The organism is Sandaracinobacteroides hominis (genome assembly GCF_016464365.1).
Taxonomy (GTDB): Bacteria; Pseudomonadota; Alphaproteobacteria; order Sphingomonadales; family Sphingomonadaceae; genus Sandaracinobacteroides; species Sandaracinobacteroides hominis.
Genome location: NZ_JADCUC010000015.1, coordinates 1 through 20,555 on the forward strand (window position 1 = coordinate 1; position 20,555 = coordinate 20,555).

Below are 20,555 nucleotides of genomic sequence, written 5' to 3' on the forward strand. Positions count from 1 at the left end.
AACGGGCAGGTCGAACGCATGAACCGCACGATCAAGGAGGCGACCGTCAAACGCTTCCACTACGAGAGCCACAACCAGCTTCGGACGCATCTCGCCGACTTCATGGCCGCCTACAACTTCGCCCGCCCGCTCAAAACGCTCAGCGGCCTCACACCCTACGAATACATCACCAAGATCTGGACGTCGGAGCCAGATCAGTTCATCGTCAATCCCATCCACCAGATGCCGCGACTGAACAACTAGAAGATGGATCAGGCAGAACGGACGACGAACTGCCGCCTGCGGTGACGGATCACCGCACCAATCATGCCGAACCCCGCAATCATCATCGCCCATGGGGCCGGCTCCGGCACCGGGGCGGGGATCGCACCGCTCGACAGCAGTCCGCTCAACTTGTAACGGGAAGCATAGTCGCCAACGATTGTATAGACCGGGTCGACGGTCACTTCGTTCCCTTGACCTGGATAATAGCTTACTGTGGAGATTGCCTGCATTTCAATCAAGATCGGGACATCGGGTGTCACGTACACGATCTGATTGAGATCGAAGATTGTGCCTGAGGACGCGAAGCCGGACGAACCCCTCGCGCCCGTCAGCTGGCGCCCCGCCTGTCGAGCGTTGTAATAACCTAGACCGGAGCCGCCGGCAGCCCCCGTCCGGCCGTAAAACGAAAGCGCACGGATGCGCAGCGGCACCAGCTCGTCCAGCGCTCCGGTAACATGATCGACCGTTATGTAATGCCTGAGTTCGGAAAATATCGAAGCGCCACCGTACGTACGACCTTCGGTGGACGCGAAGACGGTACCGCCGTTGTCGTTGTTCGCGTAGCCGGACATGCCGTCGCCGCGACTGCCGACACTGTAGCTCACCGGTATGATGTCCCGGGCACCGCCTCCAACTCCCGTGACAGCGTAGCAGGGTTCCATCGGGTTGTCATAACACGGATCATTGGCAAGCGCGGGGCCTGCGGACAACGCGCCGGTGCCAACAGCAGCAAGAACCAACAGCGCGCGACGTATCGTCCGACGCGCCCCATGTCCTCCAACCAGCTCCACCGACCCGGACGATCCGGTCCGCACATTTCCGCCTGATCCGATCGACTGCGACCTGTTCATTCGTTTGCCCCCTGATTGCGTTGTCGTGCCTTCGGCCACTCCAGCCACGCGATATGATGAAGAGTTGATTAACCGGATCGCTGCACCCCCGCTTCCACCAGATGGTGGAGGTAAGGAAAAAAGTCGGTATATGGTGGCGCGACCTTATCGACGAGCAAACGGGGCATGGATCGTCACGCATTCTCAAGGCTGGTTTCCGCGATATACGACGGGGCAATCGACGTCGCGCTTTGGCCGCAGACCCTCGGCCTGATCTGCGAGACCTTCGGGTTTCGCAAAGGAACGATCGACCTCAATCGCGTTCCGGACATGACCAACCTGTTCAACTTCCACCATGGCATCGATCGCGAACAAGCTGTCACGATGGTCAGCCATTATCGAGGAATGCCCGAAGTCTGGGGCGGGATCGCCGCCACGATGACGCGCGCCATCGACCGGCCGTGGATCGTCAGCCGCATCATGAGCCAAGAGGCCTTGTTGCAGACGGCCTATTACCGTAGCTGGGTGGAGCCGATGGGCCTGGTCGATGGTGCCGCGATCGTGCTGGCGCGCGACGACAGCCTGTTCGGCAGCATCCGTCTGGCTACGGATTCCCGGCGCGGCATTATTGACGATACGCTGGTCGATGCTTTGACGCTGTTGCTTCCGCATTGCCAGCGTGCCGCCCGGATCAGCGGTCTGCTCGACGTATCCCGCAGTGACGCTCAAAATTTCCGGGCCGTCATTGACGCCATGTCGGTACCGATCGTGCTGGTCTCGGCTGATTGCGCGGTGGTGTACGCGAACGTTTGTGCGCAGGCGATACTGGAGGATGGCGCCATGCTGATGTTGCGGCACGGCAGGCTCGCCTCTCCTGTTCAGGGCTTGCAGCACGCAATCCAGAAAACGATCCGGCAGTTAGCGGAGAACGAAACCGATATCCCGGGCAAAGGCATCGGAATGGCGGTCCGGGGAACGGATAACTCCGCGCATACGCTTCATCTGCTGCCGCTCGTCAGCGGGGCGCTACGTCCAAAGCTGGCCGAGGACGCAGTGGCAGCTATCTTCGTCTCGAATGCAGCCGGTGATCGGAGTCACGCGCCGGATGTGTTCAAATCGATATTCAAACTTTCGGATACCCAGATCCGTGTGTTAGAGCATGTCGTTGCAGGGAAAAGCACGCAGCAGATCGGAGCCGAACTCGGTATCGCTTCCAGCACCGTGCGAACTCATGTCCTGCACTTGTTTCAAAAGACCGAAACTCATTGTCGCGCCGATCTGGTCCGTCTTGCTCACGCTTTGGCGAAGCCCGTAATGGATTGACCACGCTTCCAAACCTGCCCGATTGGGACCATGTCGCGAGACGGCTGGTGCCGGTGCGCGCAGAGACCGGGGTGGCAGGCTGAGCTTTCCCGAACCCTGTTCCCAAATGCCATTTCTCGAAAAGGCAGCTCAAAGATGGAAAAACGGGACGATCTCGCATTCCCAAAACAGCCTATTTCGGGAAGCCATGGCGATCGATTGAAGAGCTATGTCCGGGCAGCTCCGACCGACGGTCTTCTGACGCTCGAGCGGCGGCTCCTATCGGCTACCGACGTTCACTCCACCACAGAAAACGGCGATACTTGGTCGGATGCTGCCGCTTCTCTGGCCAGCCTACGCAGCGGCTTGCGCCAACATAGCTGACACTCGCAGGTCCAGATCGGCTTGGTGAAAGCGGCCATGCGGTCCATGGTGGTCGGATGCGAAGCCGCTCTGAAAAGCCCCAGCCAGGAAATCCGCACAGCCTAGGCTCAGGACCTATTAAATTGCTTGCACGGACACGGATGGGTTGATTCACTGGTGACGCGAGGAGGCGTTGCCATGGGTGATCTGATTTGGTTGTCGGATGCGCAGATGCGTCGGATTGAGCCGTATTTCCCGCTGTCGCACGGGGTGCCCCGGGTGGATGACCGTCGGATCATCAGCGGGATCATCTTCGTGATCAGGAACGGCCTGCGGTGGCGGGACGCGCCGGCCGAATATGGTCCGCCCAAGACGATCTACAATCGCTTCATCCGCTGGAGCCGTATGGGCGTGTTTAACAAGATCTTCGCGAGCCTGGCAGCCAAAGGCGGCAAGCCAGACACGCTGATGATCGACGCCACGCACCTGAAGGCCCATCGGACTGCAGCCAGTCTGCTCAAAAAGGGGCTGTTCCCAGACGTATCGGCAGGACCAAAGGTGGCCTGAACTCCAAGCTGCACGCCGTCTGCGACGGCAAGGGCCGGCCGCTGGTGATGCTGCTCTCCGAAGGGCAGATGAGCGACTACAAGGGCGCTGCGCTCATGATCGACGCCTTGCCCAAGGCCAAGGCGCTGCTCGCAGACCGAGGATACGATGCCGACTGGTTCCGCGCAGCGCTCGCCGAGCGCGGCATCGCCGCCTGCATCCCGTCCAGGTCAAACCGCAAGGTCCGCATACCCCACGACCCAATGCTCTACCGGCAGCGACATCGCATTGAGAACATGTTCGGAAAGCTGAAAGACTGGAGGCGCATCCATACCCGTTACGACCGGTGCGCGCACACCTTCTTCTCAGCCATCTGTATCGCCGCAACCATCATCTTCCGGATCAATCAATGAGTCCTGAGCCTAGCTCCGGTCCGAAAAAACTGCCCGCGTCGTGTCGATCTGCTATTGGGTCGCGCGACCTGCCGTGACGCCATCCGCCGACATAGCCGCCGTTTGGGGACTCAGTTTGGTGCGTCCGAACCCGCCGTTCGTTCACCGTCGCCGCGAGGCGTTTGATTGACGAGGGCTGGGACAATGCAGTCGTTCCCGAGCGACAGGATGAACGACAGCTTGATGCTGCAAGCCGGCGTTAATCTCTGTCTGGCCGGCATCGCAGTATGTCGCAAATGGGCTGATGGCAGCCGACCTGTGACGGCAAAGCGGGATCGGCGGCTGGGTCGCCACGTCGCTGCATGGGGTTGGGCAAACAATCCAGAGCATATTTATTCATCAACTGTTGAATTAAGCGGGATCGGGCATTAGATAGCGCATTCATATTGGATGGATTTCTCCGATGATCGCCAAAGCCGCCCGTTCCCGGGGAAAGCCAAGCAACCAGGTTTCTGGTCAATCGGCCGCTGCCATAAAGCGTGCTGCCCTCGATCTCTTCGCGATCCGGGGTTTCGATGGCGCGTCCACGCGAGAGATCGCGGCCGCCGCCGGCGTCGATGCGTCGCTCATTTCCTATCAGTTCGGGTCCAAGCTCGGTCTCTGGAAAGCGATTGTCGCCGATGTCGGGCGAGCGTTGATGAGCGCGCTGGATGGGACCAGCGCAGGCGCCGAAGCGTCGGCGCGCGACCAGCTTCAAGCGAGCATGACAGCCTTTGTCGATTTCGCGCTGCGCAATCCTGCGCTGGTCCAGTTCCTACGCCGAGACGCAGAAACGGACGTAGAGCATTCGCGCTACCTTGGCGAAACGCTTGGCCCGCCGATCTTCGACCGGCATCTGCCCTTGATGGAGGCAGCAAAGGCCGCCGGCGGACTGCCCGAGATCTGCCCCGCCATCGCGGTCCTGCATTTCAGCCAAGGTGTGGCCGCCATGGTCCGTCGGCGCGAGCTTCTGGTGAGCAGAGATCCCCGCCTTGCCGATGACGAGATTTTTCGCGCCGCCCTGTGTGATACCCTGATTGCACCGCTGTTCCGCAATGACTGACGATCAGGGCCGGCTCCGGGACGGCGACTACATCTTCAAGACCCATGAGCAGCCGTTCATGCCAGGTTCGCCGGCGACGCCTGATCACCCCACTTTGCGCCGGGTCGGCTATTTGCTGATAGGGGTCTATCTCGGCCTTGCCGGCGGGTTTCAGAACGGCCTTCTCATCGCGAACCTGACGAACCTGCAGGGCAGCCTCGCGCTGACCCCGGTCGAGGGTGGCTGGGTCACCGTGGCCTACAACATGACCAATGCCTGCATGAGCATGCTGCTGTTCAAGGCGCGGCAGCAATTCGGCATCCAGCGGTTCGTCAGGGTGGCGATGGCGTGCCTTCTGCTGGCGAATTTCGTCCAGCTGTTCGACGCCGGATACACAATGGAGCTGATAGCGCGCGGCACTTCGGGGATCGCGGCCAGCTGCCTCACCGTGCTGGCAATGTTCTACCTGATGCAGGGCATGCCGGCGAAGGCCCGGCTGGTTGGCCTGTTGCTCGGCATGGGCCTTGCGCAGGTCGCCCTTCCACTTGCCCGCGCGGTGTCCCCGCAGCTTCTGGAAGGCGGTGACATCGTACCGCTTTTCCAGTTGCAGTTCGCCATGTCGCTTATTGCCTTCGGGCTGGTCAACATGCTGACCCTTCCTCCGGGACACACGGTCGCGGCGTTCGAGAAGCTCGATCTCCTGACCTTTCCGCTGTTCGCGGGCGGCATCGGACTGCTCTGCGCCTTTCTGGTGCAGGGGCGCATCCAGTGGTGGACCACCCCGTGGCTGGGGGCCGCACTGGCGGCGGCGATCGTGCTGATCGGGACGGCTTTCATGATCGAAAGCAACCGGAAGAACCCCATGCTTCAGGTCGGCTGGATCACAAGCCGCGAAATCGTGTCCTTCGCGCTGGTCGGGGCGATGGTGCGAGTCCTGCTTTCGGAGCAGAATTTCGGAGCCAGCGGCCTGCTGGCGACGGTGGGGATGAACAACGACCAGCTGACCACATATTACTGGATTCTGGCCGGTGCGACGTTCCTGGGAATGGTCGTTTCGATCATCCGACTCAACCCGCAGGACCTGAGACGTCCCGTGATCTTCGCCATTGCCATCATCGCGGCAGCAGCCCTTCTCGACACCCATGCCAGCACCCAGACCCGGCCCGTCAACCTATATTGGACGCAGGCGGCCATGGCCTTTGGCGCGGTCTATTTCATGGGCGGCGCGATCATGGAGGGGCTGCTGCGCGCGCTGTCCAAGGGGCCTGCGTACATCATCAGCTTCTCGGCCGTGTTCGGCCTGTCCCAGACGCTGGGCGGCCTGTTCGGCGTGGCAGCCCTGTCAGCCTACCATACCCTGCGCACCAAGGCGCACCTGATGGCGATCGGCGACAGCCTGACGCTGACCAATCCGATCGTCGCACAGGCGGTGCAGCAGCGCGCCGCTGCCTATAGCAGCACAATCGGCGATGCCTCCCTTTCGCAGGCGAGCGGCGCCGGACAGCTGGTGCAGCAGGCAAGCCGTGAGGCAGCGGTACAAGCCTATAACGACGTTTTTCTATTGATTGGAATCCTGGCCTCTCTGGTGTTTGCAGCCATGTTCGCACAATGGCTCTACAATCGCCGCCACGGGATCAACCCGCTGGCGAACGAACTGCAAGCGCTACAGGCCATGATGAGCCGGAGCGATTCATGACCGATACCGAGAAGACCCGACCTGTCCCGGCCGAGCCGCAAGCATCGGCGCCGCCGCCAGCGGTAGAGCCGGTGGAAGAGGCGCCGCAGCAGAAAGGCTGGGCGCCAAAGGGGTCCCGTCGCCGCAAGATCGTGTTTGCACTCGTGATTCTGGCGGGCGCGCTGGCCGCACTCTATGCTTGGCGGCTGCCCCCCTTCGGCTCTTCCATCCAGACCACCGACAACGCCTATGTGCGCGGGCAGACGACGATCATCAGCCCCCAGGTCAGCGGCTATGTCATGGAAGTGCTCGTCAAGGATTTCGCCGAGGTCAGGGCCGGGCAGCCGCTCGTGAAGATCGATGATCGCATATACCGCCAGCGCGTGGCGCAAGGCACCGCGGCGATCAGGACGCAGACCGCCAATCTCGACAATGCGCAGCAGAACGCACGGTCGAGTGAGGCGCAGATCCGGCTTCAGGATGCAGCGGTCGCTGCCGCGCGCGCGCAGCTGTCCCGTGCCCAGGCCGACATGCGCCGCGTCAGCGAACTGGTGTCCGAAGGGTCGGTTTCGCTGCGGGAACGCGACCAGACGCTCGCCGCGCTCCGGCAGGCGGAAGCCGCCGTGCGCCAGGCAGAGGCCCAGCGGGCGATCGCGGTCGAGCAGAGCAAGACCGTCACGGTGGGCCGCAGCGGCTTGCAGGCCCAGGTCGCCAACGCCGTCGCGACGCGCGACCTGGCCCGCATCGATCTCGACAACACGGTAATCCGTGCGCCGCGCGATGGACGGCTGAGCGAAGTGTCGGTGCGCGTCGGCCAGCTGGTCCAGCCGGGTACGCAGCTGATGTACCTGGTGCCCGGCACGATTTGGGTCGTCGCCAACTTCAAGGAAGCGCAGACGGCAAAAATCCGCGTCGGCCAGCATGCGACGCTGAGCGTGGATGCCCTTGGCGGACAGACGTTGAAGGGCACGGTCGAAAATGTCTCGCCGGCCGCCGGCAGCGAATTCAGCGTCATCAAGCCGGATACCGGATCGGGCAATTTCGTGAAGGTCCCGCAGCGGGTGGCGGTGCGCATCCGCATCAATCCGGGCCAGGAACCGGCAAAGAGGCTGGGGCCGGGTATGTCCGTGGTCGCCAAGGTCGATACGCGAGACGTGCCATGAATAGGCGTGCGATAGCGCTGATAGCGGGTACGGGATTGCTGGCCTCCTGCGCCCCCGCCCTTACGCCACCGCCTGTGGCAAGCGCGGTTTCATCGCCGCTGCAGTGGCGCACCCCGCCTGGATCGGATGCCGTGATCGAGGCAGACTGGTGGAAGGCGTTCGGGGACCCGCGGCTGAGCGAACTTGTCCAACTGGCGCGGGCCAACAATGTCGATGTTGCCATCGCTGCGGCGCGCGTGCGCGAAGCGCGTGCACAGGAACGTGTTTCGCGCGCACTGCTGCTGCCCGGTCTGGATTTCACCGTGCAAGGTGCCGAATCGCGCAGCTTGGGCCCATTTGGAACGCCCGTGGAAGGCGTCACCCTGCAACCCGTGTTTCAAGCGTCCTATGAAATCGACCTGTTCGGGAGGAACGGGGCGCAGGCCGATGCGGCACAGGCGAATGCCGGGGCTGCCCAGGCGGCCAGCGATGCCGCGCTGCTTTCGGTCACGGCGGCAACCGCCAGCGGCTACATCACTCTGCTCGCTCTCGACCAGCGGATCGATACGCTCCGCGCCACGCTCGTCACCCGTGGCGAAGCGTTGCTCATTGCCCGCGACCGCCAGGAAGCAGGATATACCTCGCAGCTCGAACTGCGTCAGGCCGAAGCGGAATATCGCGCTGCCGAACAGCAGATCCCGGCGGCTGAGGCGGCTTTGGCGCGGCAGGAAAACGCCTTGTCGGTGCTGGTCGGCGAGCCACCCCGCGCCATCCGGCGCGGCACCTTCGCGGCGCTCAGCAAGCCTGCCATCCCCCTGGTACTGCCCTCGGAACTGACGCGGCGCAGGCCAGATATCCTTCAGGCGGAATACGCACTCGCCGCCAGCGATGCGCGGATGCGCGGGGCGCGGGCGCAGTTCCTGCCGCAGGTTCGCCTGGCTGCGTCAGCCGGGACGATCGTTTCCTCGGCGCTTGACGATCCGGTCGCGATCTGGTCGGTCGGAGGCAGCATCCTTGCCCCGATTTTCAACGGCGGCCGCCTGCAAGGACAGTTCGATGCCGCCACGGCGCAGCGCGATCAGGCAGCCTTCGCCTATCGTCGCACGGTCCTGACAGCGTTCCGCGAAGTCGAGGACCAGTTGGCCGTCATCTCCCGCCTCGACGATCAGGAAGTCTCGCTGCGCGCGCAACGCGCGGCGGTTGCCGATGCGGCGCGCCACGCAACGAACCGCTACCGGGCGGGCTATTCCCCCTATCTGGAGCAGATCGATGCCGAGCGCTCGCTCCTTTCGGTCGATCTCGCGCTGGTGCAATTGAAGGCCGACAAGCTGACAGCACTCGTCGCGCTATACCAGGCTCTCGGCGGTGCCGCGCAGACAGGCGGGGCCGAAGAGTGAAGGGTTAATTCCGCGCAGATGCCGGGCAAGTCATCAACCATATCGGCGATGCAATGACATTGGTGCAACGCGCTGGCTGATTGGAATTGCTTCCGGCAATCCCTGTGGAAATACAGATGCCGCATGCGGGCATGTTGAGGGCGATCCGTTTCCTTCCTAAGGTCCGGCGGGAGGGGTTATGCGAAGGGAAGATGCCGATTCCATCGTTCGCAACAATGGCTGGCTGAGCAGCCTGTCCTTTGCCTTTCAGGACGAGGTGCTGCGCAGCGCCACGTTGCAGGCGTATGAGCCGGGAAAGGTGATCTACCGGCAGGGCGATGAGCCTGGGGGCATTTATGGCCTTGTTGCGGGAAATTTCTCGATCAACACGGCGCCGCCGGGCGGGCGGCCGAAGCTGATCCACTTCAGCATGCCCGGTTATTGGACTGGCGAAGGCTGTTTCTTCACGCGCCAGCCCCGGCGCATGGAATTGCGGGCCATCCTGCCGACATGGGTGATGCACCTGCCGCTCACGCAGATGGACCGCATCGCCTATGAAGACCCGCAGCTGATCCGCAACTTCAGCCTGATCCTGATGCACAGCATCGACATGTCGATCCGGATCATGAACGACCTGCAACATTCCGATCCGAAGGTTCGCATCGCCGCCGTGCTGAGCCGCGCGCTGTCTTCAGGCAGTCCGGCCCTCAACCTGACGCAGGAGCAGCTCGGCGAGATGACCTGCACCAGCCGGGGGCAGGCCAACCGCATCCTGGGCGATTTCGAGAAAAGAGGCTGGGTGAAATGCAGTTACGGCAGCATCCTGATCTTGGATGCAGCCAGCATTCAGGCGTTCGCTGACGACGACTGATCCCGCGAATTGGCGGCGGCTCTGTCGTGAATTGTCTACAGTGCGCTTTTGCCGGAATCGAATCGCAGTATCGGCACCCCGTGGAGGACTGCCAGCCCAAGGGCATGGCAAATGGGGTTATACTCAATGGCATACAGAACAGCTCAGGTATCGGCCGGCGCCTGCATCGCGTTTTCGGCCCTTTGTTCCATGGCGTCCGGCGTCGCGCTGGCGCAGTCGCCGCCCGCACCCACGAAGCCGGCCACTGCCGCCACACGCGCCGCCAACCAGAAGCTGCTGCAGCAACTGCCTTTCGCCGACCGGCGCGATTTCGATGACGCGACGCGCGGCCTCGTTGATCGGCCGGCGACGCTGACGATCCGCGATCCCAACGGCAAGATCGTCTGGAATCTGGAACCCTATCGCCAGTTCATCACGCCCGACGCGCCCGCGCCCGACACGGTGAACCCCAGCCTGTGGCGCAACGCCCAGCTGAACCTGCAATATGGCCTGTTCCGCGTGACAGACGATATCTACCAGGTACGCGGTTACGATCTGGCCAACATCAGCTTCATCCGCGGCAAGACGGGCTGGATCGTCTTCGATCCGCTGCAATCGGCGGAAACGGCGAAGGCCGCCTATGATCTCGTCACGAAGAATCTGGGCAAGCTGCCGGTGGTCGCCGTCGTCTACAGCCACAGCCATGTCGATCATTATGGCGGCGTGCGCGGCATCGTGGACGAAGCCGATGTGAAGGCGGGCAAGGTGAAGATCTTTGCCCCCGAAGGCTTTCTGGAACATGCCATCAGCGAGAATGTGATCGCCGGCAACGCCATGAGCCGCCGCGCCGTCTTCATGTATGGCACGCTGCTGCCTCGCAATGCGCAAGGCGGCGTGAACGCAGGGCTGGGCCAGACGACTTCGCAAGGCACCGTCACGCTGATCCCGCCCACTGACACGATCGCCAAGTCGGGCGAGACCGTCACCGTGGACGGGGTGACGATGGTGTTTCAACTGACGCCGGGCACCGAAGCCCCGGCCGAGATGAACACATGGTTCCCGCAATGGAATGCGCTGTGGATGGCGGAAAACACCACCAACACCATGCACAATATCCTGACGCTGCGCGGGGCGCAGGTGCGCGATGCCCAGCGCTGGGCCAGCTATCTGGATGAGACGATCGGCCTGTGGGGCGACAAGGCGACCGTGAAATTCCAGAGTCACCACTGGCCCAAATGGGGCAATGCCGAGGTGCTGGACTATCTTCGGAAGCAGCGCGACGTGTACAAATATCTGCACGACCAGTCTGTGAACCTGATGAACCATGGCGAGACCGGGCCTGAGATCGCCGAGGAAATCGCGCTGCCGCCCGAGCTGGAGAACAACTGGCCGACGCGCGGCTATTACGGCACGCTGCGCCACAACAGCCGCGCTGTCTATCAGCGCTACATGGGCTGGTATGATGGCAATCCGGCGAACCTGAACCCGCTGACGCCGGTTGAGGTCGCGAAGAAATATGTGGAGTATATGGGCGGCAGCGGGGCGATGGTCTCTCGTGCGCGCAAGGATTTCGACGCCGGCAATTATCGCTGGGTGGCCGAAGCGATGAAGCAGGCAGTGTTCGCCGAGCCGGACAATACGCAGGCGAAGGCGCTGCTGGCGGATGCCTTCGAACAGATGGGCTATCAGGCGGAATCCGGCCCCTGGCGCTCGGTCTATCTGCAAGGGGCGTTCGAGCTGCGCAACGGAGTGCCGAACTTCAAGACGGCCGGTGCCGCCAGCGCCGACGTGATCCGCGCCATGCCCCCCGAGATGCTGTTCGATTATCTGTCGGTGCGCCTGAACGGCCCGCGCGCGGCTGGCAAGAAACTCGCGCTGAACTTCGATTTCTCCGATCTTGGCAAGGTCTATGGCGTGCGCGTGGAAAATGGTGTGATGAACCATGGCGGGGCGGTGCAGAGGCCTGACGCGACGCTGAAGCTGCCCAAGGCCACGCTGGATACGATCCAGCTGGGGCAAACGACAATGGAAAAGGCGATCGCGTCGGGCGATGCCTCGATCAGCGGCGATCCGGCTGCGCTGAAGCAGTTCATGTCGCTGCTCGACAGCTTCCCCTTCTGGTTCAATATCGTAACGCCCTGAGCGAGAGAGGGATCTCAGATGCATCACAATCGTCTGGCGCGGCTCGCCGCCCTGCTCTGCGGCCTGTTGCTGGCTGCCGCGGCCGGCGCACAGGGCTATGGGCCGCGCGCGCTGCAACTGGTGCCGGAAAACAGCAATGTCGTCACCGTCTATGGCGTGGCTCTGAACGGCAACCAGAGCATCGAGCCGGGATCGGTGGTGAAGGGCAGCGACATCGATGTGACGCTGGGGATCGCGCAATACACGCGCGCCTTCCGCCTGCCGGGCGGGCAGCAGGGCGCCGTCGTCGTCGCGTTGCCCTATGGCCGGATCGACGCCCGGATGGACACGAACCTGCCCGACCGCCCGCGGCTGGAGGCGCATCGGTCTGGCCTGTTCGATCCGCAGGTTGCGCTGGTCGTCGGGCTTGTCGGCTCGCCGTCGCTGCCGATGCCCGACTATGCGAGGTTCAGGCAGGGCTTTGCGCTGGGGGTGATGACAAACCTCTATGTGCCGCTGGGCAGCTATGAATCCGCCCGCGCCATCAACACCGGCAGCAACCGCTGGGCCGTTCAGTTCGGTGCGCCGATGTCGTTCAACTTCGGCAAATCGCTGATAACGCCCGATCATGGCACGTTCGAACTGCTGCCAGCCGTCACCTTCTATGGCAACAACAACGATCCCTTCGGTGCGGCCGAACGCACGGGGCAGCGCCCGCTGTTCACGCTGGAAAGCCATCTGACGAAGAATGTGAACCGCATGGCCTGGGTTTCGCTGGACGGCATGTACAGCAACGGCGGCGCTAGTATCACCGATGGGCTCCGCGCCGACAACCGGCAGGAATCCTTCGCGATCGGCGGCTCGCTGAACCTGACATTCAGCCCGGCCTTTTCGGCAAAGCTCAGCTATGGCGGCGTGCTGGCCCGCAACGAAAACGGCCCGGAGGGCGGGATGTGGCGGCTGATGGGAAGCTATGTGTTCTGACGCAAGCGGCCCCTTCCCGTCGAGGATCGGATATCTGGACTGGAGCGCTCGACGATATATCTATCTAGGTAGATTTAATGACGATGTCCCGATCCCGCGCGCTCTTCCCCCGTGCCCGGATGGTCCTCGCCGTGCTGCTCGACGCCGGTGGTCAATGGTCGCACGGTTATGAACTGGCACGGCTTGCCGATGTCAAATCCGGCACGCTCTAACCGCTGCTGATCCGCCTGGAGGCGCAACGGCATCTCGAAGCGGAATGGCAGCAGCTACCAGCCGAAGGAGGCCGCCCGCCACGGCACGCCTATCGGCTGACGGCGAGCGGCGTGCAGCTTGCCCGCGCCAATCGCCCCGTGCAGCCTGTGATACCAGCCGCTGGATCCCAGAGGCGGCCGTATGAACGTCGGCCTTCGCCGACATTGCGGTCACTCCCGACCGCTTTCCATGCTTCTGAAAGCGGCCGCTCCTTCAACTTCTGCACTCCTTTCAAACAACGGTCGCCAATGATGGAGATCCGGTGACGGGCGTCGGGATCGATTGGACCCTGACCGTTCACCTGCCTCAACGTGTGTTCAGTTCAGGGCGCGGCAAAACTCTGTCTGGCAGCGCCACGCCCACGCTTCCGGCCCATCGGGCCCACGCATCCTGCATGGCCTGGAATCGTTGCGGCTGGTCGGCCGAGAGGTCCCGCGTTTCGCCGGGATCCTGCGCCAGGTTGAACAGTTTCCACTTGCCGTCGCCGATATCTGTGATCTTCCAGTCGCCCTGGCGTAGCTTGCGCGAACCGAACAGTTCGCCGCCGATTGTGTCAGTCGGGCCGCGAACGGCTTGCGCTGTGCCAGCGAGGACGGGTTTCCAGCTCTTGCCGCTGATCGGCTTTACGGCCTGTCCGGCGACTGTCCGCTTTTCGGCGACCCCTGCAAAGTCGAGGACGGTGGGTGCGACATCGGTGATGTGGGCATGGCTTCGTGCTCACCGCAACCAGCCTGTTCAGCCTCTATCGGGCGTTGATGTCCTGACCAGTCTCTGTCCCCGTCAGCGCAATGCGATGATGCCAAGCGCCGCGCCCAGTCCCACTACGGCCAGCGGTGCCAGCCGATGTTTCCAGCGGTAGAGCAGCATTAGCGATGCGGCGAATATCGCGAGGCTTGCCCACAGGTTGTTGCTCGCCCCGGCTGCCGACCGTGCAAGGCTGATCAGGGTGACGGCGATCAGCCCCACCACACCGGCGGCGACCCCCGCCAGAAAATGCTGCAACCGGCTGTTGTCCACTATCGCCTCCAGCCGCTCGTAGAACAGCAGGGAAAAGGCGAAGGCCGGGAGGAACATGCCGGCGGTGATGGCCAATGCACCCCACAGCCCGCCGCTGACGAAACCGACGAAGGTAGCGAAGATGACCAGCGGCGCTGGCAGGATTCCGGAAAGCCCCAGCCCGTCCAGGACCTGCGCATCCGTCATCCAGCCCCGGCCCACCGTGTCGTTGCGGATGAAGGGGATGGCCGTATAGGCGCCGCCGAAGGTCAAGAGCCCGCCCTTCAGTCCGGACCAGAAGAGCGCGAGGGGCGTGGGGGCTGCAGCCGCGATGGTGGCCTGATCGGTGTTCGCTGGCCCCAACAACAATAGCGCCGCCAGCGCGGCGGCAAGCGCCATCACCCCCGTCGCCAGCCACAGGCGCCCCGTGGAAGCAAAGGCATAGGCCACCCCCGCCGCCGGCAAGACGATCCAGAAACTCACCCCCGCCAGCGACGCCGCGGCAGCCAGAATGGCCGTCAGCCACAGCCATCGGTCGACCAGCACATGTTCGCCGATCCGGTGCACGGCGCGGACTATCAGCGCGATAACGGCAGCCTGCACCCCCAGGAACAGCGCTTCCAGCACCGTTCCCTCGATATGAAAGCGTGTATAGGCGAAGGCCAGCGCCAGCATCAGCAGCAGCCCCGGCAGCATGAAGCCCAGGCCAGCCAGCACACCCCCCAGCCGCCCCTTGGCACGAATACCCAGATGCACGCACAATTCGTGCGCCTCTGGCCCGGGCAATACCTGCATCACCGCCATCAGCTTGTTGAAATGGCCGCTGGAGATCCACTTTTCTTCGTCCACCAGCTCGCGCCGGATCATCGCGATCTGCGCCACCGGCCCGCCAAACGCCATCGCCCCGAACTTCAGAAAGCGCCAGAACAGCGCCGGATAGCTCATCATGGGCGGCAGCGGATCGGTGGCAGCCGCCGGTGTCTCGGGCGGGCGGTTCATGGCCGCGCCTTTCCGCGCAAGGCCGCCGGCTGGTGCGACTCCCAGTTGTGCGTCTCGCCAGTCGCATCCCGGCTCCAGCGATACAGCGCATCATAGAGCAACATGCCTGCCTCCAGTTGCGCATTGTCGTCGTCAAACATCCGCGACAGCCCCAGCGAGGCGGCAAGCGGGCCCGCGGCCTCCGGCGCCAGCTCTGGATTCCCGGTGTCCGCTCCTCTTACCACCACCGCCAACCGCAGCAGCGCCTCGAATCCCGAGAGGGCAAAGCCCTCTACCATGGCGTCAAAACTGCAGTGCTGTCCCCGGTGACTCCTGCGCACGCCATCACCTTCGATATCGAATGGTTCTGCAGACACCCACCCGGCAATGGCCAGCACATCGGCGGTGGGCGCGAACAGGAAGATCGAGGTCGGATCGACAGCACAAAGCCTCATGGGGAGATCGCCAACCCCATGGACGCAGAATTAGGGGACGGATCGCCGGTGTCAATGCGTCCACGCCAATCTGCCTGGTCTTGCGGAATATGGGTTTGCGGTGGGCCGGCACAAAGCCGCCAGGTGCCGGCGACCCTGGTACAAGCAAGCCGTGGTGAACGACGAAGGGTCGATCCCGCCGACTCGTTTGACGGCTCGCATGCAGTCCGTGATACCCGCCATTCGTTCATCACATCCGCTGTTGACCCTGTAGTCGCTACAGCGTTTATCAGCCCACCCCGACACAGACTGCTGCCCCGTTGAAATCGGGCAGCCGATTGCTTCGGGAGCAAAATTTGAAGCCTGGATTTCTTGAAAATCTCTGCCGTCAGGCGTTCTTGCTGGGCCTCACGGCGCTTGCCGGAACAGCCGCACAGGCACAGGAAGCCCGCGCCGAGGAGGAGACCTTGGACATCATCGTTCAGGCGACGCGCTCGGGCCGTGGTGTGGATGACGAAGCCATTCGCGTTGACGTGATCGAGCGGGAGGAAATCGAGGAGAAGATCCTGATGACCCCCGGCAATGTCTCGATGCTGGTGGCCGAGACGCCGGGGGTGCGGGTGCAGGTGACCTCGCCGTCGCTCGGGTCCTCCAACGTGCGGATGCAGGGGATGGACGGCCGCTATACCCAGCTGCTGGCAGACGGATTGCCGCTGTATGGCGGGCAGGCATCCTCTGCCGGGCTGCTGCAGATCCCGCCGACCGATCTCGGGCAGGTGGAAGTCATCAAGGGTTCGGTGTCGGCGCTTTATGGTGCGTCTGCGTTGGGTGGTGTCATCAACTTCGTCTCGCGGCGACCGGGTGACGCGTCGGAACTGGAAGCCCTTCTCAACCTCACCAGCCGGGGCGGACAGGACCTCACAGCCTATGCGGCAACGCCCGCTGGCGAGAGCGTCGGGCTTTCGCTGACCGGCGGCTTTCACCGGCAGGATGAGAATGATCTGGATGGCGATGGCTGGGCAGACATGCCGGGTTATCAACGCTGGACAATCCGCCCGCGGCTGTTCGTGGAAGGGGCGAACGGCGGCAAGCTGTTCGTAACGCTGGGGGCAATGACCGAGGACCGCACGGGCGGAACACTCGCCGGTCGCACCGCGCCCGACGGCCAGCCCTTCGTGGAAGCGCTGGACACGACCCGACTGGATGCCGGGCTGGTGGGTGAAACCCCCATCTCCGACACGGTGACCTTGCACCTGCGCGCATCCGCCATGCTGCAGGATCACCGGCACCAGTTCGGCGACGTGGTGGAGGACGACCGGCACGAAACCAGTTTCGGAGAAGTCTCGGTTGTGGGAGACTTGGGCGGGGCAAGCTGGCTGGCCGGTGTCGCACTGCAGCACGACGGATATCATTCGAAGCAGTTCGCATCGTTCGACTATGACTATGTGGTGCCGGGCATCTTCGGACAGCTGGAAGGTGAGGTGGCCGAAAATCTGACGCTGGCGGGCAGCGCCCGTCTCGATCGGCACAGCGAGTATGGCACCTATTTCAGCCCGCGCGTTTCGGCACTCTACAAGCCCGGGCCCTGGACCATCCGCGCCTCGTGGGGGCGTGGCTTCTACGCCCCGACGCCCTTTGTCGAGCAGATCGAGGCTGCCGGCCTGTCCCGGCTGGAGCCGCTCGACGGGTTGAAGGCAGAGCAGGCAGGGACGGCCTCGCTGGACATCGGCTATCGGGCGGGGGGCTTCACCGCCAACCTCACGCTCTTTGCCTCGGACATCGAAAATGCCGTGCAGGTCCGGACAGTCGGCCCCCAAAGCGTGCGGCTGGTCAATGCCGACGGGACGACCCGCACACGCGGGGCAGAGGTCATGCTTCGTTATCGCTGGGATGCCTTCACCGTGACGGGCAACTATGTTCGCGTGAACGCAAGCGAACCCGACCCGGACAGCGGAAATCGCCGAACCGTTCCGCGCACGCCGCGCGACACCGCCGGCCTTGTTGCGATGTGGGAGGAGCATGGCCAGGGCCGTATCGGGATCGAAGCCTATTATACCGGCAAGCAGGAACTGGAGGACAATCCGTGGCGCAGCCGCAGCAAGCCCTATGTCGAGCTGGGAGCATTGGCCGAGGTTGTGCTGGGACGGGTAAGGCTGTTCATCAACGCGGAAAATATCCTCAATGTCCGCCAGACCAACTATGATCCGCTCGTGCGTCCGACGCGTGCCCCCGATGGCCGCTGGACCGTCGACGTCTGGGCGCCGACGGAGGGGTTCGTGCTGAACAGCGGCATCCGGCTGATGTTTGGCGGTGGGGAGCAGCATTGATGGCGACGACAATAGGCGAGCTGGCGCGGGCGACAGGCACCAAGGTGGAGACGATCCGCTACTATGAACGCGTCGGCCTGCTGCCGGTGCCTCCGCGCACGGAGGGAAACTACCGCAGCTATGGACCGGCTGAAATCGCCCGTCTGTCGTTTGTACGTCGTGGACGCGACCTTGGCTTTTCGCTGGACCAGGTGCGCGCCCTGCTGAATCTGTCTGACGACAGACGGAGGGATTGCGCCAGCATCGATGCGCTGGCGCAGACGCATTTGAAAGAGGTGGAGCGCAAGCTTGCAGATCTGATTGCGCTTCGAACTGAACTGAACGCCATCATCGCGTCGTGCAAGGGCGGAGTGGTAGCCGATTGTCGCATCATAGAAGCTTTGGCGCCAAAGGCCGACTGAACTGACGCTCTCGCCGACAGAGCAGACGTTCGAGCAGACCAAGTGGTGCCCTGAAAGCTGACGTGCGTTTTGGTCGTCCACTCGACCGCATATCGGCCTCGACTTTGGACAACCCGCCCCTGCTCCGCGACGTCGGCATGGTACGGCAACGGCGAAACCCTAGCGCATTGGATCAGAATCTCTCGGTCAATGGTTCCCGGCAGTTCACTGTTGGCCCCGGATGCGGAGCCAGTCTATTAATCCGCATGGCGCGCGCGGATCAGACCGTGATCTACTTCCGGATCACCGTCGATCAACCCGTCATCGGCGTCCTCCACAGCCTTCAGGCAGGGGACGAGACGCCGCTCGATCCGATGCGGTCGCGTGACGGTGAGCCGCTCGTGTTTGACTTCCCAGTACGCGTGGCTGCCGGCCTGAAATTCTCTGGCGACCAGGTACGGCGGGGAAGGGCCGGTGCGGCGTTTCGTCTACATTCGGGTGGGTCAACTTGCCGGCGACGAGTCCTCGCCCTGGTCTCGCCGCATGAAGATCGACATGCACCACATCGAAAGTACACTGCTGGACCGAGCTGCAAGAGCCGGCGTCATCGAGACATCTGTCGTTGGTACCGGCGCAGACGGCACGGCCGCGTGCGCAACGGTACGGGCGACCGAATGGCGCTTACTCAAGGCCTGAAGCCGCCGATCATATGGCGTCATATCCTATGGTATCCGGCAAGATTTGCGGTCGACCCAAACGAATGTTTAGGCAGGAAGGCGTGTCGCGTCGGGGCGCCTTCCACGGAGTGCAACTCCCACCAGCCCAAAGGCAAAAAACATCATCGCCCACGTAGATGGCTCCGGAACTGCAGAAGCAGTAAGATCTAGTTGCCTAATAACTGCGTTCGCTGCAGAGAATGATCCACTGCCGACGGTAGAAAAACTCAGCATCACGTAGTTTTCAACATCATTGTTCGGATTGAACCGAATGCTGAAATCATTGGTTCCAGGCATCGAAACGTTATGCCCGTTCAGGATGCCGCCAAGGGAAATTGCGGGCCCTGCACCCATCCCCGGATTCACAATGTATTTGAATCCCGGAGCCGCTGAAAATGGACCGACATTCACCTCTCCATCGGTTATGGCAGAGAAGCTGTCTGGAGAGAGTATGTCGCTGTCTGCTGCATCATCGAACGTCAGTTGAAACTGCATCGTTAGCGTTGAGAACGGAGCAGGGTTACCAAAAAAATGCCAAAACTCGGAAGCATCGACTTGGTATGAGCGAGTGACAACGGTCGCTAGTGCTGGATTGGCAACGGAGCCCGCAAGAACGAGTGCCGCAATTATACGCTTCATAAACAACCTCACGCGAAATGTGCGACCAAATTTCGGCGACCGATAGGTGAGCGAATAGTGCCGCGCAATAAGTGAATTGGTTAATTTATCCCTAGAATTCGGGTTTCGTACGGTGGGGAGTGCAGCGGAATGCCCTGGAAGCGGCGCGGAAGCAGTCACTTGCCTTGGAAGTTTGCTGCGCGGCAATGCCCGCCAACATTGCGGACGTTCCCCGCAAGCAACAACTATCCTAACAGAGGCCTTTCGTTCAAACGACGTGCACGCAGGGACGGACTGAGGTTAGACAGAACGGACAGCATCTCTGCCACAGAATGGGAAGGCGTTCTCGCCCTCCAGTGACCGCAAGCGCTTGGCTTCCGACACCTCAAGGCCACCATACCGGGCCTTCCAGTTGTAGATCGTCGCATCCGACACACCGTGACGCCGGGCCAGGTCGCTGGTCTTCGCACCAGCCTCCGCCTCCTTCAGCACGCCGATGATCTGCTCTTCCGTGAACTTCGTCCGCTTCATCCGTCCGTTCTTCTATCAGGCCAGACTCTAATCAAACTTGGAGGAAAATCAGGGTGTCAGGTCCGAGAAGAAATCTACCTATGTTTAACTTGGCCTGTTTGAAATTCGTTCAACCGAAAGACGGAGGTGCGTTCGTTGCCGTTGGTTTCAAAAATTAGGTGTTCAGTCGCGGCATCTGGTGGATGGGATTGACGATGAACTGATCTGGCTCCGACGTCCAGATCTTGGTGATGTATTCGTAGGGTGTGAGGCCGCTGAGCGTTTTGAGCGGGCGGGCGAAGTTGTAGGCGGCCATGAAGTCGGCGAGATGCGTCCGAAGCTGGTTGTGGCTCTCGTAGTGGAAGCGTTTGACGGTCGCCTCCTTGATCGTGCGGTTCATGCGTTCGACCTGCCCGTT

19 protein-coding genes and 1 pseudogene are annotated in these 20,555 nt (G+C 62.5%); 14 read left to right on the top strand and 6 right to left on the bottom strand.

Going from position 1 to position 20,555, the window contains the following annotated elements:
* A partial coding sequence (locus IM784_RS16710; protein ID WP_199556484.1) for an integrase core domain-containing protein occupies positions 1 to 243 on the top strand: 243 nt, incomplete at its 5' end.
* Between the two features lie 8 nt (positions 244 to 251).
* On the opposite strand, the gene IM784_RS16715 is transcribed toward IM784_RS16710, so the two are convergent.
* Complete coding sequence (locus tag IM784_RS16715) at positions 252 to 869, bottom strand: PEPxxWA-CTERM sorting domain-containing protein (RefSeq protein WP_328799575.1); 618 nt, start codon at positions 867 to 869, stop codon at positions 252 to 254.
* A gap of 411 nt (positions 870 to 1,280) precedes the next feature.
* Between IM784_RS16715 and IM784_RS16720 the strand changes: the two genes are divergently transcribed.
* The 10 genes from IM784_RS16720 (at position 1,281) to IM784_RS17515 (ending at position 13,138) form a co-directional block, all read left to right on the top strand.
* Complete coding sequence (locus IM784_RS16720) at positions 1,281 to 2,417, top strand: helix-turn-helix transcriptional regulator (protein ID WP_199556485.1); 1,137 nt, start codon at positions 1,281 to 1,283, stop codon at positions 2,415 to 2,417.
* A gap of 540 nt (positions 2,418 to 2,957) precedes the next feature.
* Positions 2,958 to 3,718 (top strand): IS5 family transposase gene (locus IM784_RS16725; protein WP_199556486.1). Its coding sequence is split into 2 segments (ribosomal slippage): positions 2,958 to 3,291 and positions 3,291 to 3,718, totalling 762 coding nucleotides; the frame shifts between segments, so codons are not numbered across the junction.
* A 442-nt stretch (positions 3,719 to 4,160) separates the two neighbouring features.
* On the top strand, positions 4,161 to 4,799 hold the full coding sequence (locus tag IM784_RS16730; protein ID WP_199556487.1) for a TetR/AcrR family transcriptional regulator: 639 nt from the start codon (positions 4,161 to 4,163) through the stop codon (positions 4,797 to 4,799).
* The gene (locus IM784_RS16735; protein WP_199556488.1) at positions 4,792 to 6,474 is read left to right on the top strand and encodes an MFS transporter; all 1,683 of its coding nucleotides are present in this window, start codon (positions 4,792 to 4,794) and stop codon (positions 6,472 to 6,474) included. Before IM784_RS16730 ends, IM784_RS16735 begins: the two co-directional genes overlap by 8 nt.
* Positions 6,471 to 7,616: an HlyD family secretion protein gene (locus IM784_RS16740; RefSeq protein ID WP_199556489.1), complete on the top strand. Its 1,146-nt coding sequence runs from the start codon at positions 6,471 to 6,473 to the stop codon at positions 7,614 to 7,616. Before IM784_RS16735 ends, IM784_RS16740 begins: the two co-directional genes overlap by 4 nt.
* Positions 7,617 to 7,690: 74 nt before the next feature.
* The gene (locus IM784_RS16745; RefSeq protein WP_328799576.1) at positions 7,691 to 8,992 is read left to right on the top strand and encodes an efflux transporter outer membrane subunit; all 1,302 of its coding nucleotides are present in this window, start codon (positions 7,691 to 7,693) and stop codon (positions 8,990 to 8,992) included.
* 178 nt (positions 8,993 to 9,170) lie between these two features.
* The gene (locus tag IM784_RS16750) at positions 9,171 to 9,842 is read left to right on the top strand and encodes a Crp/Fnr family transcriptional regulator (protein WP_199556491.1); all 672 of its coding nucleotides are present in this window, start codon (positions 9,171 to 9,173) and stop codon (positions 9,840 to 9,842) included.
* Positions 9,843 to 10,031: 189 nt separating this feature from the next.
* Positions 10,032 to 11,963, top strand: coding sequence for an alkyl/aryl-sulfatase (locus tag IM784_RS16755; RefSeq protein WP_199556492.1), 1,932 nt, complete (start codon positions 10,032 to 10,034; stop codon positions 11,961 to 11,963).
* Between the two features lie 18 nt (positions 11,964 to 11,981).
* Positions 11,982 to 12,926: a transporter gene (locus IM784_RS16760; protein WP_199556493.1), complete on the top strand. Its 945-nt coding sequence runs from the start codon at positions 11,982 to 11,984 to the stop codon at positions 12,924 to 12,926.
* A gap of 83 nt (positions 12,927 to 13,009) precedes the next feature.
* Entirely contained in the window at positions 13,010 to 13,138 is a 129-nt protein-coding gene (locus tag IM784_RS17515) for a hypothetical protein (protein ID WP_268920890.1), read from the top strand.
* Between the two features lie 820 nt (positions 13,139 to 13,958).
* On the opposite strand, the gene chrA is transcribed toward IM784_RS17515, so the two are convergent.
* Complete coding sequence (gene chrA, locus IM784_RS16770) at positions 13,959 to 15,173, bottom strand: chromate efflux transporter (protein WP_199556494.1); 1,215 nt, start codon at positions 15,171 to 15,173, stop codon at positions 13,959 to 13,961.
* Entirely contained in the window at positions 15,170 to 15,607 is a 438-nt protein-coding gene (locus tag IM784_RS16775) for a chromate resistance protein ChrB domain-containing protein (protein ID WP_199556495.1), read from the bottom strand. The genes chrA and IM784_RS16775 overlap by 4 nt, the downstream gene beginning before the upstream one ends.
* A 377-nt stretch (positions 15,608 to 15,984) precedes the next feature.
* Here IM784_RS16775 and IM784_RS16780 point away from each other — a divergent pair, with 377 nt between their 5' ends.
* The 3 genes from IM784_RS16780 (at position 15,985) to IM784_RS17360 (ending at position 18,989) form a co-directional block, all read left to right on the top strand.
* A complete protein-coding gene (locus IM784_RS16780; RefSeq protein WP_199556496.1) occupies positions 15,985 to 17,913 on the top strand; it encodes a TonB-dependent receptor plug domain-containing protein in 1,929 nt (642 codons plus the stop codon).
* Positions 17,913 to 18,314 carry a MerR family transcriptional regulator gene (locus IM784_RS16785; protein WP_199556497.1) on the top strand — a complete coding sequence of 134 codons (402 nt, stop codon included), beginning with the start codon at positions 17,913 to 17,915 and terminating at the stop codon, positions 18,312 to 18,314. Before IM784_RS16780 ends, IM784_RS16785 begins: the two co-directional genes overlap by 1 nt.
* A 477-nt stretch (positions 18,315 to 18,791) precedes the next feature.
* Positions 18,792 to 18,989 (top strand): DUF5990 family protein, encoded by a 198-nt coding sequence (locus tag IM784_RS17360; protein ID WP_328799577.1) that lies wholly within the window; start codon positions 18,792 to 18,794, stop codon positions 18,987 to 18,989.
* A 68-nt stretch (positions 18,990 to 19,057) separates the two neighbouring features.
* On the opposite strand, the gene IM784_RS16795 is transcribed toward IM784_RS17360, so the two are convergent.
* From IM784_RS16795 to IM784_RS16805, 3 genes and pseudogenes are all read right to left on the bottom strand, one after another.
* Positions 19,058 to 19,648: a PEPxxWA-CTERM sorting domain-containing protein gene (locus IM784_RS16795; RefSeq protein WP_199556498.1), complete on the bottom strand. Its 591-nt coding sequence runs from the start codon at positions 19,646 to 19,648 to the stop codon at positions 19,058 to 19,060.
* Between the two features lie 318 nt (positions 19,649 to 19,966).
* A pseudogene (locus IM784_RS16800) lies at positions 19,967 to 20,158 on the bottom strand (transposase); the annotation flags it as partial.
* Positions 20,159 to 20,312: 154 nt separating this feature from the next.
* Positions 20,313 to 20,555: integrase core domain-containing protein (locus IM784_RS16805; RefSeq protein ID WP_199556499.1), on the bottom strand; the 243-nt coding region annotated here is incomplete at its 5' end.

Bases quoted from the DNA above. Each gene is read 5' to 3' on its own strand.
- IM784_RS16750 (WP_199556491.1), top strand. From the start codon at position 9,171: ATGCGAAGGGAAGATGCCGATTCCATCGTTCGCAACAATGGCTGGCTG.
- IM784_RS16740 (WP_199556489.1), top strand. From the start codon at position 6,471: ATGACCGATACCGAGAAGACCCGACCTGTCCCGGCCGAGCCGCAAGCA.
- IM784_RS16735 (WP_199556488.1), top strand. From the start codon at position 4,792: ATGACTGACGATCAGGGCCGGCTCCGGGACGGCGACTACATCTTCAAG.
- IM784_RS16720 (WP_199556485.1), top strand. From the start codon at position 1,281: ATGGATCGTCACGCATTCTCAAGGCTGGTTTCCGCGATATACGACGGG.
- IM784_RS16775 (WP_199556495.1), bottom strand. From the start codon at position 15,607: ATGAGGCTTTGTGCTGTCGATCCGACCTCGATCTTCCTGTTCGCGCCC.
- IM784_RS16730 (WP_199556487.1), top strand. From the start codon at position 4,161: ATGATCGCCAAAGCCGCCCGTTCCCGGGGAAAGCCAAGCAACCAGGTT.
- IM784_RS16755 (WP_199556492.1), top strand. From the start codon at position 10,032: ATGGCGTCCGGCGTCGCGCTGGCGCAGTCGCCGCCCGCACCCACGAAG.
- chrA (WP_199556494.1), bottom strand. From the start codon at position 15,173: ATGAACCGCCCGCCCGAGACACCGGCGGCTGCCACCGATCCGCTGCCG.
- IM784_RS17515 (WP_268920890.1), top strand. From the start codon at position 13,010: ATGTCCCGATCCCGCGCGCTCTTCCCCCGTGCCCGGATGGTCCTCGCC.
- IM784_RS16760 (WP_199556493.1), top strand. From the start codon at position 11,982: ATGCATCACAATCGTCTGGCGCGGCTCGCCGCCCTGCTCTGCGGCCTG.
- IM784_RS16795 (WP_199556498.1), bottom strand. From the start codon at position 19,648: ATGAAGCGTATAATTGCGGCACTCGTTCTTGCGGGCTCCGTTGCCAAT.
- IM784_RS16785 (WP_199556497.1), top strand. From the start codon at position 17,913: ATGGCGACGACAATAGGCGAGCTGGCGCGGGCGACAGGCACCAAGGTG.